Source organism: Rhodocaloribacter litoris (genome assembly GCF_011682235.2).
In the GTDB taxonomy this organism is placed as follows: Bacteria; Bacteroidota; Rhodothermia; order Rhodothermales; family ISCAR-4553; genus Rhodocaloribacter; species Rhodocaloribacter litoris.
Genome location: NZ_CP076718.1, coordinates 3,826,852 through 3,839,842 on the forward strand (window position 1 = coordinate 3,826,852; position 12,991 = coordinate 3,839,842).

Below are 12,991 nucleotides of genomic sequence, written 5' to 3' on the forward strand. Positions count from 1 at the left end.
CTTGTTCTTTCTGTTTTGTGCCACGTTGGAAAAGGGTTGGTGGAAAGGATTCTCGTTGCTGTCGAGGCCTTGCTTCGGCCTGCCCCGCATCACCTGTTAGACACGACGCCGGTACGCCCTGCGTTTCCGGGAAGGTACGCGGAGCGGGGTCATTCGCCGGTGGCGACCCGGTCGCCGGGCGGGGGCGCTTCGTCTTTTTCGGGCAGGAGCCAGCTGAAAAGTTTTCGAAACAGGCTGCGCCACGTCGAGAACTCGGTCTGGTACGAGAGGCCGGCGCCGGTGGTGTTCGTCAGGGCCGCGTTTTCGGCCAGCACGTCCCCCTCGCGCCGGTAGAAGATCTCGACGGAGACGTTCGGGTTCAGGCGGACTTCGACGACGAATTCCCCCTGCAGGCTTTCGTTGCGGAGCTCGTCGGTGCCGGAACCCTGGTAGACCCCTTCGCCCCGGATGATCAGGCGTTCGTCGAGCAGGCGGAGGGCCACGCCGTAGGTGACGTCGAGGTCCTGGGCGTTCTCGCCCTGAAGGCCGAAGCTGAAGTCGACGTTCGGGAGGGCCTGGTTCAGGAAACGGTTGAGCTGGTTGGAGACGAGTTGGGAGACGCTGTTGAAGGCGAGCTGGCTGCCGGCGGCGTTGTCGAGGCTGGTGGTGGTGAGGCGGAACGAGTTCGTCAGCAGCACGCTGGTGGCGTATTCGGTGGCGCGTTCGGGCTGGTTCAGCAGGGCCTCCAGCCCCTCGTAGGCGCCCAGGCGGCTCTGGGCGCTCCGGTCGATGGCCAGGCTCAGCTGGACCTGCGGGGCGGTGACCCGCCCGGAGATCTGGAGGCGGACGATGAGGGGAATCAGCGAGGTGTCGCTGGCATCGCCCAGGACGGGCAGGCCGGCCCGTGAGGCCCGCGTGCGGTAGGAGGCCGGGATGTCCATCAGGGCGTTGATCGGATCGCCGTCCCAGGTGAGGGTGCCGCCGTTTTCGATGAGAAAGCGCCGCACGAAGACCTCCCCGGCGGTGAAGAGGTAGTCGCCGCCGTCGACGCGGAACGTGCCGAAGGTGAAGAATTCGCCTTCGCGCCGTTGCAACTGGATGCGCCCGCTGCCGACGGCATTGATGACGTCGCCCAGGAGCGGGTCGATGACCAGGTGCACCGTCGAACCGGGGGGAGCGTAGAGGTCGATGTCGAGGTCGATGCCTTCGAGGAAGGGGCGTTCGCCTTCCGGCCGTCCCGCCAGGATGTTGGCCCGGCGGGTGCGGGCGCGCAGGTCGGGGAGCCGGCCGGTCGAGTCGGCAAAGAGGATGAAGCCCTCGTCGCTTGCGTCGGCGGTTTCGTTGACCGGGATGAACAGCTCGCTGTCGGGCGTCGTGACGGCGTTGGTCGAACGCAGGTGGGCATTGTAGAGGGGGCCGGTGAGGGTGGCGGTGCCGCTGGCCCGGATGTGCCCGTAGAAGGGGAGTTCGTCGGAGGCGGCCACGTCGATCACCTCGACGCGGTCCAGGTGGCCGGTCAGGTCGAAGGAGAAGAAAGCGTAGTCGTTGAAGTGCACGTCGCCGGTGAGGTCCAGGCTCCCGCCGGTCTTGTCGGTGAAGGTGGCCTGCCGGATGCGGATGGCGTCGGCATCCACGGCGACCTCGGCGCCGCCGCGCAGGTGCAGGTTCAGCGCGGGTACGTCGAAGGCGGCATCCCGGACGGCGAGGCCGGCCTGAAAGACGGGGCGGGCAAAGGTGCCACGGATGGCGCCCTGCCCGGTGGCGTAGCCCTCGACGTTGGCGAGCGCTCCGATGATCAGTTCGAAGAAGAACAGGTCGGCGCGTGTTACGTCGAGGGTGAGGTCGAGGGCGCCGGGGTCCTCGACGGTGCCGGCGGCGTCGCGGCGGGGTAGGCGCAGCAGGCCGTCGAGGTGGAGGCGGTTCCGGGTGACGACGGCCGGGAGCGTGGTGCCGTGGACGAAGGTGGTGTCGGGCGAGCGGGTGGGGTGCAGGGTCAGGGCGAGCGCCACGTCCGGGCGACCCGGTACGTAGCGGCTGCTCACGGTCAGGTCGCCCAGGATGTGCCGGTTCAGCGCAAACGCCTCGACGTTCAGCGTGCCGGTCAGCTCGGGGCGTTGCAGGCCGCCGGTGAGGGCAAGGCGCCCGTCGAGCCGGCCACCGAAGCGGGGCTTGAAGGCCAGCACGTCGGTGAGCCGGCGCAGGGCGACGGCCTCGGCCTCGACGAAGACCGTGTCCTCGGGGGAGGCGGAGAGGGTACCCCGCACCCGCAGGCGCTGTGTCTCGGTGCGTACCTGCTGCGCGGTGGTCCGGCTTTCGATGAGGAGCCCGGGCACGACTACCGCGTCGGCGTAGAGGTCGACCGCCGCCGGTTCGGGGTTGACGAAGACGTAGTCGCTGGTGGCGAGGTGAAGCGTGTCCAGGGTGAGGCGGTTGCGGTCGTCGAGCAGGTCGAGGGAAGCGGCCAGGTGCAGGGCGCTGCCGTCCGGCCGGGTGGCGGTGGCCAGTTCGAGCGTGGCCCGTTGCCTGTCGAAGCGCAGGCGGAGGGTGGGGGCGGGGAAACCCTGCACGCCGCCGGTGCCCGTGGCAAAAGCGACGGAGTCCGCCCGGGCGTCGAACCGGGTGGTAAAGACGGGGCGGTGGGGGGCCGGGCCGCGGGGATCCGGGGCGGCGAGGGTGTCCGGGACGAGGACGGCGGCAGCGTGCAGGCCGGCCCGGAGCGTGTCGAGGCGCACCGCCGGGTCGGACCGGGTTCCGTCCGGTTCCTGCGCCGTGCCGAAGTGGAGCGAGTCGGCGCGGAACGTGCCATCGAGGCGGAAGTGGTCGGCGTCGGCGATCAGCGTGAGGTCGGCGTCGAGGTCGGTGGCCAGGGGCGGCAGGGTCGGGAGGAAGGCCGCGAGGATGCCGGAGCGATGCAGGCGGAGTGTGACGCTGACGGCCAGCGAATCCAGCCCGGCGGCGGTGAGGGCGGCCCGTGCCTGTGCCCGTCTGGTTTCGTCTACGGGAGCGGGCGGTTCGGGCGCTGTGTTTGAGCGATAGGGTTTGTCGAGGTGGTGGCGCAGGGTTCCGGCCAGCGTTTCACCCCAGAGGCGGCCCAGCCCGGCGGTGACGTCGAGCGGCACGTCCCCTTCGAGGCGGAGCGTGGCGAGGTCGCCGGAGAGGGTGAGGCGGGGGCCGGCTTCATGGCGTGCCGCCAGGTGCAGCCGGTTCCGGTGGGGGGGGAGGGTTCGTTCGACGGCGCCGAGGCGGATGGTGGAGGTGTCGAAGGCGAGGGTGAGGGTGCCCCGGAGGTCCGGGTCGGCGCGTCCGGTTCCGTCGAGGGCCAGGCGGGCGTTCAGGCGTGTCGCGAGCGAGTCATGCCCGAGCAGGCGTCCCAGGTCGAACGCACGGGCGACGGCGTCGAGCCGGTAGGTGGGGAGGCCGGGGCGGGCGTCGAGGGTGAAGCCGGCGGTCAGGCGGCCGCGACGGGCATCCGCCGTACCCTGTTCCACGAGGACCCGTCCGGTGAAGTGCCGCCGGTCCGCGGTGACGTCCAGGTAGAGCGAATCCACGCGGAGCCCGGCGAGGTCGGTCTGCTGGAGGCTCATGGTAAGGTGCCCGGCCAGGCTGTCGAGGGTGTTGCCCGTTCCCTCGGCGATGATGTGCCCGTAGAGGGCGGTACGGAGCGCCGGGCGTCTCAGGAGCCGGCCCAGGTTCAGGGCTTCGGCGTACAGGTTGGCCGCGAAGCCGGGGGGGCGGCCGGGGTCTTGCCGCAGGCCGAGGGTGCCCACCACCTTGCCGGTGCGGCTCTGGAGGTCTACGGTGGCGTTGACCCGGACCGGCGTCCGGTGGTCCGTCTTCCGGAGTGGCACCACCCCCACGGTATAGAGCTCGGCCACCAGGCTGTCGAGCCGGATCTGTCGCCAGAGGGACATGCCGGGCAGCACGGCCTGCAGGTCGCGGGTACGCAGCACGTTCCGCCGGAAAGCCAGTTCGAAGTCGAGCGAATCCGGCAGGCCGAAGAGGGTGCCCCCGCCGGCGATGCGGGTCCGTCCGCGTTCGAGGGTGAACCGCTCGACGACGAGTGCCGGCACCGGCCCTTGCAGCCGGGCTTCCATGCGGACCGCGTCGGCCAGGGGCAGGGACGGAAAGAGGCGACGGAGGGCATCGAAGTCGAGGCGGCCGGGTGCCAGGTTCAGGTCCAGCGAGGCCTGCCGGAACGCCCCGCCGAGGAGGGCGGCCGGATCGTGCACGGCCCCGTCCAGGGACAGCTCGGTGCCCCCCGCCTTCAGCTCGAACTGGGGGATCGCCAGCACGCTGTCCTGCCAGACGAACTGGCCGTCCATCGCGTCGATCGCGAAGCGCGGGGTGTCCAGCCGGGCGTGCAGGTGAAGCAGGTCGATCTGCCGGAGGCCAGGTCGCCAGTCGATGGTGGCCTGCAGCGCCAGCGTGTCGATGACGGCGCGGGTGTAGTCGAAGACGTCGCCCCGGCGGACGGCGGGCGGGGGCGGGCCGTCGCGCGTGGTGAAGACCCGCCCGTCGACCACGCGCAGGTCGGCCGAAGAGAAGTCCCAGGGAGGGGCGGCCGTCGTGTCGGGTCGGCGCGGGCGCAGGGCGGCGGCCACGTTCCACGTGCCGTCTTCGGCGCGGTGCAGCCGGGCCACCGGCCGGAAGAGTTCGAGCATGCCCAGGCCCACCGCGCGACGAAACAACTGGCGCAGGCGCGGGCGTGCCACCACCGAGTCGACCGCGAGCACGAGCCGGCCCTCGGGGTCGTAGAGCCGCACGTCGCGGGCCCACAGGGTGTTGACCAGGTTGCCGGTGAGCTTGCCGATGTAGAGCCGCCCCTCGAACGTGGCGGCAAAGCGCATCTCGATGGCCCGGCGTACCGCATCCCGCCCGACTTCGGTTCGGGTCAGAGCGAAGAAGAGGACGATGAGGCCCAGCACCGCATACAGCGCGAGGGCGAGCACCTTGCGCGGGATATGTATCAGCAGGCGGAAGGGCAAGGCGTATGGGCGTGTGGTGGCGAAGGCGGGGCCTTCCGGGAAGCAGGCGGGTTGCCCGGAGCGGCGGGACGCGGGGCCGCATCACGCCGTGGTTCTCCCGGCACCGCGGGCGGGGGGCTTCAGGGACGCGTCCCTCCCCCGGTCGTAGACCGCTCACCCGGAGGGCGGTGGAGGCCGGTAACTGAAATCCGGATGACCCGCTGCCGGATTTCTTGCGAGAAGCGATCAGGAGACGGCACCGGTGGGTGAACGTTCCCTTGAACGAGGAAAACGGACCGGGGTGCCGCAAAGGCGGGGGATAAAACGGGATTTCTCCGGATCTTCCTGCCCCGGCCCGGCCTCAGGACGGCATGGTGCGGGCAAAGGTCCAGGCGGCCTCCACGGCCGCCGGGGGAACGGTGCCGGTCACGTAGGCCGCCCCGATGCGGCGGAGCACGACGAAGTGCACCGTGCCGGCCTCGACCTTTTTGTCCACCCGCATCGCAGCCAGGAGTTTCTCGATCGGATAGGTTGCCAGCCCCTCCGGCACCGGGATGCGGCGGACGAGTGCGTCCGCTACGTCCAGGGGAAAGTCGGGATGGAGGGTATGGGACAGGTGGAGGGCGGCCCGCATGCCCAGGGCCACGGCCTCGCCGTGGGTGAAGTGCCCGTAGCCGGTCACCTTTTCGATGGCGTGGCCGAACGTGTGGCCGAAGTTGAGCAGGGCGCGCCGGCCGTGCTCCCGCTCGTCCTCGCTGACGATGGCCGCCTTGATGGCCGCTGCACGGTGCACGGTCCGGGCGACCACGTCGGGCCGGCGTTCAAGCAGGGGGTGCCAGTGATCCTGGAGGAAGGTGAAGAAGGCGGCGTCGGCGATGAGGGCGTGCTTGACGACTTCGGCCAGGCCGCTCGTCCACTCGCGTTCGGGGAGGGTGTCGAGCGTCCGGAGGTCGGCACAGACGAACACCGGCTGGTGAAAGGCCCCGATGAGGTTTTTGCCGAGTGGGTGGTTGATGCCGGTCTTACCGCCCAGGGCGCTGTCCACCTGGGCGATGAGGGTGGTCGGGAGCTGGACGAAGGGGAGGCCCCGGAGCAGGGTGGCGGCCACATACCCGGCCAGGTCGCCCACGACGCCGCCGCCCAGGGCCAGCACGGGGGTCTTGCGGTCGATGCCGTGGGCGAGCGCCAGGTCGTAGAGCCGGTGCAGGTGTTCGGCGGACTTGGTCGTCTCGCCGGGGGGGAGCACCGCCGTCAGCGGGCTCCAGCCGGCCGCGACCAGGGCTGCTTCGAGCGGGGCGCGGTAGTGGGCCGCCACGTGCTCGTCCGTGACCACGAGGCAGCGCCCCGGTCGCAGCCCGGCCGCCGCCATCCGTTCCGGCACCTCCTCGAGCGGTTGGAAGACGACGTCGTATCCTCGCTGCGGGCCCAGGTCGATACGGATCGGCGAGAGGTCGGGGTGCGTCATGGGAACGAGAGACCGGCTGGGGAGGGTCGTGCCGGCGGCACAGGGGTAAGATACGGCCTCCGGTGCCGCATCGCCGGAGGCCGGCGCAAAGGATCGACGAAAAAGCTCAGGGTTCCACGATGAGATAGGCCCGGTATTCCTCCTGCGTGATCGGCGGCCGGTTGTGCTCCGGATAGGGATCGAGCTGGACGAGTTGAAAGCGCAGCGCACGGTGCTGCACGACGGTGTTCTGCAGGTACGGTACCGGCACAAGCCCGGGAATGGACAGGATGAACTGCACCGGCCGTTCCTCCTCGTCGAGGGTGCGCAACAGGATGCTGGCCGAGCCGGCCGTCGGGCAGTTCACGTTCCGGGGGCAGCGGCTGTCTTCCGTGACGAGAAGGAAACGGAGTCGCAGGCCGGTGCCTTCGATGCCGGTTTCTTCGCCCTGGGCGAGCACGAACGTTTCTCCGATACGGACCACGTCGAGGAGAGGGTCCTCTTGCAATGCGGTGAACTGGCGCCCGCATCCCCCCAGGACAAGCGGCAAGAGAAACCAGAGCACGGCCGGGCGACAGGACATGGTACCTCCAAAAGGATTCCTTTCCGGCCCAAATAAGGGGGCGCGAGAAGACCACGCAAGGCAAAAAATGCGTGCCCGGCCGGATCAGTTCCCCGGCGAGCTTCGGAGGTAGTCGTCGGTTTTGTCAAGCCAGTCCTGGCGGGGCGGGCTGAAAATGTCCACGTCCAGCGTGTCTTCGAGCGCCTCGGCTTTGTGGGGCACGTTCGACGGGATGTGCAGTACCTCCCCCGCGTGCACGATCACCTCCTCGCGTTCGTCTTCCCCGATCCAGAAGCGCAGCGCCCCCTCCAGGACGTAGGTGATCTGCTCGTTCACGTGCCGGTGTTTCGGGACGATGCAGCCTTTCTTGAGGTAGACGTGGGCCAGCATGACGCGTTCACCGGTGATCAGGCGCCGGTCGAGCAGGTCGTTGACCCGTTCCCGTTCCAGGTCGTCCCAGCGATAGAAGGATACAAGGCTCATGGGGGAGAGGGCTGAATGAAGGGGCGAGGGGAAAACAAGGTACACCGGGAGGCGGATGCATGCAACGCACTCGTGCTCAGCAAAATCCCAAAGGGGACCGGGAACTGATAGGAAACTCGTCCACACACCGCGGGTCTTCGTCGCTCTTCAGGCATGCGGGGTTCAGGCGTGACGGCAGTCGCTGGCTGCTGGAGATCATCTCATCGTGATTTTTCAGGGCGGGATGATCACACACCTCTTCTGCTTCCCGGGTACCGGTTGACAAGGGTAGGTATTCACAGAAAGTGGCTTTTGAGACCCATAGAGCCCTTTCGATCTGTCATCCCCAACTTGATTGGGGATCTGGAAAACGGAGCCTACGGACGGGCGTCCCGCCTTCGCGGAAACCGGAGGCTTCCGCAGGAACTGACGATGTCTTTTTCCTGAACGTGGTCTACAGCGGAGGTCGTGGTTATGGAGGGCATGGCTGCCTTTGCGAACGGCCCACATGTAGCCGCGGATCTGGACGCGTTGCGCGTCCCGTTAGCCCGGGCTGCCCACGTGTAGCCGCGGATCTGGACGCGTTGCGCGTCCCGTCGGCCCGGGCTCTCCAGTGGGCTGGGGGGCGCACCCATAAAGGGTGCGGCTACATTGCGCTGCACAACGACGCCTTCAGCAGCATGGACCAACGCTATATGAATACCTACCCCTGTCAAGGGTACCGGGGAAGACAACCGGCGAGAAAGAAGCGATCAGGTGGAGAAAGTTGTACCTGAAGACGTAGAAAACCGTCCGACGTGCTGGATGTGGGTGGAGGTCCCCGCCGGGGCGACATCACTCAGATCCACCCCCGTATACCATCCACCGAACCCTCGGGCTGGCAGGAATGACCGAACGAGAGCACGAGCCGGTATGGCTCCATGTACTCGATGGCCTGCGAAACTTCGTCGCTCGGCGCGTTCCGGCCGGGGAGGTTGACGACGTGCTCCAGGACATCCTCCTCCGCCTCCACCGTGCCGCTGCCTCGCTTCGCGACGACCGGCGGGTCGAGGCGTGGATCTACGGTATCGCCCGTCATGCCATCGCTGACTTCTATCGAAAGCGCGAACCGGTCTCCGGGAAGGCAACGGGTGTGGTTGAGGAGGCAGATCCGGACGCGCAGCCGCCGGAGAACCTTGCGGCCTACGACGGCGATCATGTCGTTCACGAGGAAGTGCTCTCATGGCTCCGTCCCATGGCGGAGGAGTTGCCCGAGGCATACGGCCGTGCACTTATCATGGCCGACTTCGAAGGGCGCACCCTGCAGGAGGTCGCCGATGCTCTCGGCCTTTCGCTGAGCGGAGCGAAGTCGCGGGTCCGGCGTGCCCGTGCCCTGCTTGGGAAGGCGCTTCGGTCGTGTTGCGCGATCGAGTTCGGTCCCGATGCCCGCGTGACGGCGTTCCGGCGTCTCAGGCGCGATCCGCGCTGAGGTCAACTCCCTTCAAATGAGCGCAGCGAACGCAGGCTCGCTTCGGACAACCCTCGTTTGAAAGATGCGTGTGAAGATTTTGTGAGGGTTGCGTCCTTTTTTCCGCCCCTGCGACTACAGGGGCGAGCAGTGCACGGTGCCTGTTCGACGACAACACCAACTAGCCGCAGGTTCAGCCTGGCAGACTCATGAAACGGATGCACGTCATGCTGCGCGTCAAGAACATCGACGAGGCTGTTGCCTTCTACTCCGCCCTGTTCGGAACCGAACCAACGAAGCGAAAACCGGACTATGCGAAGTGGATGCTTGATGATCCCCGGGTGAACTTCTCCGTGGCTGAGAAAGAAGACGCCTTCGGAATCGAACACCTCGGCATTCAGGCCGAAACGCCGGAAGAGCTGGAGGAACTCCGGGAGCGGGTCGGCCGGGCCGGGGGCACGGTCAACAATGAGGGGGAGACGACGTGCTGCTATGCGAACTCGGACAAGACGTGGGTGGTGGACCAGCAGGGCGTCGCGTGGGAGGTGTTCTACACGCGTGGTGAGGCGAAGACGTACTTCGCCGTGAAGGCTCCTGCCGTGGAGGGTACACAAGAGGCGGTGTGCTGTTAGGGCGGTAGCTCCCGTCGCTGCAGGTCGGTACGGGGCGCCGGCGTTCCGGCTCGTCCGAACGCCGGTGCTCCCGTAGCCCCGTCCGGCGGGCGACTTTCCGTCATTTCGTTCGACCTGCTTGGAGGGGCGGAGATTGCGGATGTTGCCTGCCGAAACGTCAGGCTTGTTCGTCATGCTACCAGCCTCGGAGCGTCAACAATTGAACGGAGAGCTAGCGATGCCGGGACAGGAACACTTGCCACCTTCACTCCTGCGACTGACTCGGCGTTGGTATTGAAGACCCGGAAGACCTGTGGGCTGACCTCGACTCGGCAATGCGCGCTGCTGTACGTTGATTCCGTGGACAGTTAAAGACTGTTTCGGAATGAGGCGAGACGTCTGATCATCGACGCTCCTTACCGGGAGGTCGAGTCTCCGTTCTGGCTGCGCTGGTGCTTCGGCGTGGTGCTGCTCGAAGTGCTGGCATAGGCTGTCGATACCGGTCGATGGGTCATGAGGGCAGGCAGAGCACTGCTCGTCACAAAGTCTCTTCGGGCATGAGCCATCAAGGGCTTCGGTGCCGGTGTCCGGGGTCAGCGTGCGTCCACTTGGAGCGCCAGCTCCCAGTACTCGCCCACGAGATCCTGGCCAAAGCTGTGGTGGGATTCTTCTTTAAGCAATCGGTAGCCTTCTCGTTCGTAGATGTGCCGCGCCGCCGTGAGCACGTTGTTGGTCCACAGCACAATCTTGCTGTAGCCGGCCTGTCGTGCGAATCGTGTGCATTCCTGTACCAGACGCCTGCCGATGCCCAGCCCGCGCGCTTTGGGCTCCACCAGCAGTAGCCGCAACTGGGCCGTCGTATCGGTCTTTTTCACGAGAAAGACCGAGCCTACGTTTTCGCCGTTCATCTCGGCGATCCAGCAGCGTTCGCGCACCGGATCGAAGTTTTGAACGAATCGGGCGACGATCTCGGCGACCAGTGCTTCGAATTCTTCATTCCACCCGTATTCCTCGCGATAGAGCACGCCGTGGCGATGGACCACCCAACCCAGATCGCCGGAATAAGGAGGGCGCAAAATGTAGGACGCCCGATGCTCAGGAGGAGCACCGAGCAGGGTCTCGACGGTCTTCATGGCCTGCACCAGGCGTCGTTGCTCTTCGTCCGACAGCTTGCTCAACAACCGCTCGATGTCGCTCCGGGAAGCTGCATTCAGCCCGGCGAAGGCCTTTTGCCCTTTCTCGGTCAGGGAAACCAGGTATTGCCGGGCGTCGTGCTCGGAGGGTCGTTTTTCGACGAAGCCCTGTCGCTTCAGCCTGCGCAAGATCCGGCTCATGTAGCCCGGGTCCATGCCCAGTTCCTGGCAAAGACGGCTTGCTGTCGTCTCTTCGTGCTGGGCCAGTTCGTAGACCACACGAGCTTCAGGCAGAGAAAAAGGACTCTGCAGAAAACTATCCTGTAGCAGTCCGAGCTGTCGGGTATAGAAACGATTGAATCGCCGGACCGTGTTGACACGCGCTGCAAGTGCCTCTGTATTCATGGGGGCCTCCGTGGATTGGACGATCTATTTGTTGACATTGTAAACAGAATAATTGACTTCGTCAATAAAAATTCGAACACTTCCCGGTCCGGCCAGGCTCAGCCATTTCTCCGGGGTGTTCTGCTCCGGAAGGAACCGGGTGAGGTCCGATCTGGTCTGTCTCCCTGTATCCGAAGGAGCGCCTCATGCAGAAAACCATCGTTCACGGTCTTCATCATGTGACGGCCATCGCCGGCGACGCCCGGGAGAACCTGGCCTTCTACACCGGGGTGCTGGGGATGCGGCTGGTCAAGAAGAGCGTCAACCAGGACGCACCGGACACCTACCACCTCTTCTATGCCGACGGCGCGGGGACCCCCGGAACGGACCTGACGTTCTTCCCGTGGCCGGACCTGCCGCGCGCCCGTCCGGGGACCGGCCAGATCGTCGAAGTGATGCTGGCCGTGCCGCCCGGCAGCCTGGCCTACTGGCAGGCACGCCTCAGAGCAAGCGGGAGGGCATTCTCCGAGCCGGAGACCCGCTTCGGCGAGACGGCCCTGCCCTTCGAGGACCCGCACGGCCTGCGCCTGGCCCTCGTCGAGACGGGCGACCCGCGCGACTTCACGCCCTGGGCTCAGGGGCCGGTGCCGCCGGAGCGACAGGTGCGGGGGTTGCATGCCGTGCGGATGTGGGAACGGGACCTGGCGCCGACCGAAGCGCTGTTGACGGGACTGATGGGTTTCGAGAAGCGCGGCACCGAGGCGGGGTGGCATCGCTATGGCGTCGAGGGCGGCGGGTCCGGGGCACTCGTCGACGTGAGGGTCGTGCCGGAGGGACCCCGGGGGCGCGGCGGGGCCGGGGGCGTCCACCACGCCGCCTGGCGGGTCCGGGACGACGAGGAAGAACAGGCACTCCGGCGCCGGATCGAGGCGGCCGGGCTGCAACCCACCCCGCCGATCGACCGGTTCTGGTTTCGGTCGGTCTATTTCCGCGAGCCCGGCGGGGTGCTCTTCGAACTGGCCACGGACGGGCCGGGCTTCGCCGTGGATGAGGCCCCGGAGCATCTGGGCACGTCGCTGGTCCTGCCACCCTGGCTGGAGGCACGCCGCCGCGAGATCGAGGCCACCCTGCCGTCCCTGCCGGCTCCGTAACGAAGGCTGCCATCGCTCGACGCACGTGCGACGCATCCGCTACCATCCCCAACGATCATGCCGCTCAACGAAAAGCAACAGGCCCTCTGCGACGAAAGCCACTGGGACTTCTCGGACCTTCGCGCGCTCTTCCTGAACTGTACACTCAAGCCGTCGCCGCAGCGGTCGCACACCGAACTCTTGCTCGACGTGTCGCGGGCCATCATGGAGGCCAACGGCGTCGCGACGGAGATGCTGCGACCCGTCGACTACGACATCGCCTTCGGGGTCTATCCCGACATGACCGGGCACGGATGGGAACAGGACGACTGGCCGTCTCTCTTCAGAAAGGTAATGGCGGCGGACATCCTTGTGATCGGATCACCGATCTGGCTGGGCGAGCGCTCGTCCGTGTGCTCGATGGTGATCGAACGGCTCTATGGGATGTCCGGCCGGCTCAATGAGAAGGGGCAATACCTGTACTACGGCAAGGTGGGCGGCTGCATCATCACGGGCAACGAGGACGGTATCAAGCACTGCTCGATGAGCATCCTCTATGCCCTGCAACACCTCGGCTATACGATTCCCCCGCAGGCCGATGCCGGATGGATCGGCGAGGCCGGACCCGGTCCCAGCTACGGCGACGAACTCCCGGACGGCTCCCGGGCCGGCTTCGACAATGATTTCACCCGGCGCAACACCACGTTCATGACGTGGAACCTGATGCATCTGGCCCGGATGCTCAAAGACGCCGGTGGCATTCCCGCCCATGGCAACCAGCGCTCGGTGTGGGATGCCGGCTGCCGGTTCGATCACCCCAACCCCGAGCACCGGTGAAGGGTCGGCGCTTCCGGTTTTTGGAAGGGGCTCGTTAA

Annotated in this window: 9 protein-coding genes; 4 read left to right on the top strand and 5 right to left on the bottom strand. The window is 66.8% G+C overall.

From position 1 onward, the window contains the following. Window positions 1–149 precede the first annotated feature (149 nt). The 4 genes from GQ464_RS15840 to GQ464_RS15855 all read right to left on the bottom strand — a co-directional run bounded on the left by GQ464_RS15840 (window position 150) and on the right by GQ464_RS15855 (window position 7,432). On the bottom strand, window positions 150–4,964 hold the full coding sequence (locus tag GQ464_RS15840) for a translocation/assembly module TamB domain-containing protein (protein ID WP_166977110.1): 4,815 nt from the start codon (window positions 4,962–4,964) through the stop codon (window positions 150–152). 340 nt (window positions 4,965–5,304) lie between these two features. Further along, window positions 5,305–6,408, bottom strand: a complete 1,104-nt coding sequence (gene aroB, locus GQ464_RS15845; protein WP_166977112.1) for a 3-dehydroquinate synthase — start codon at window positions 6,406–6,408, stop codon at window positions 5,305–5,307. Window positions 6,409–6,514: 106 nt separating this feature from the next. Next, on the bottom strand, window positions 6,515–6,970 hold the full coding sequence (locus tag GQ464_RS15850) for a hypothetical protein (protein WP_166977114.1): 456 nt from the start codon (window positions 6,968–6,970) through the stop codon (window positions 6,515–6,517). Window positions 6,971–7,054: 84 nt separating this feature from the next. Beyond that, window positions 7,055–7,432, bottom strand: a complete 378-nt coding sequence (locus GQ464_RS15855; protein WP_166977116.1) for a cupin domain-containing protein — start codon at window positions 7,430–7,432, stop codon at window positions 7,055–7,057. Window positions 7,433–8,297: 865 nt separating this feature from the next. On the opposite strand from GQ464_RS15855, the gene GQ464_RS15860 reads away from it, so the two are divergent. Beyond that, on the top strand, window positions 8,298–8,879 hold the full coding sequence (locus GQ464_RS15860; RefSeq protein WP_166977118.1) for a sigma-70 family RNA polymerase sigma factor: 582 nt from the start codon (window positions 8,298–8,300) through the stop codon (window positions 8,877–8,879). Window positions 8,880–9,067: 188 nt separating this feature from the next. Beyond that, a complete protein-coding gene (locus tag GQ464_RS15865; RefSeq protein WP_166977120.1) occupies window positions 9,068–9,490 on the top strand; it encodes an ArsI/CadI family heavy metal resistance metalloenzyme in 423 nt (140 codons plus the stop codon). A gap of 572 nt (window positions 9,491–10,062) precedes the next feature. Here GQ464_RS15865 and GQ464_RS15870 read toward each other — a convergent pair. After that, window positions 10,063–11,007, bottom strand: a complete 945-nt coding sequence (locus GQ464_RS15870) for a bifunctional helix-turn-helix transcriptional regulator/GNAT family N-acetyltransferase (protein ID WP_228350360.1) — start codon at window positions 11,005–11,007, stop codon at window positions 10,063–10,065. 185 nt (window positions 11,008–11,192) lie between these two features. On the opposite strand from GQ464_RS15870, the gene GQ464_RS15875 reads away from it, so the two are divergent. Further along, window positions 11,193–12,137 carry a ring-cleaving dioxygenase gene (locus tag GQ464_RS15875; protein WP_166973457.1) on the top strand — a complete coding sequence of 315 codons (945 nt, stop codon included), beginning with the start codon at window positions 11,193–11,195 and terminating at the stop codon, window positions 12,135–12,137. A gap of 57 nt (window positions 12,138–12,194) precedes the next feature. Next, window positions 12,195–12,953 (top strand): flavodoxin family protein, encoded by a 759-nt coding sequence (locus GQ464_RS15880; protein ID WP_166973460.1) that lies wholly within the window; start codon window positions 12,195–12,197, stop codon window positions 12,951–12,953. Window positions 12,954–12,991: the final 38 nt, after the last annotated feature.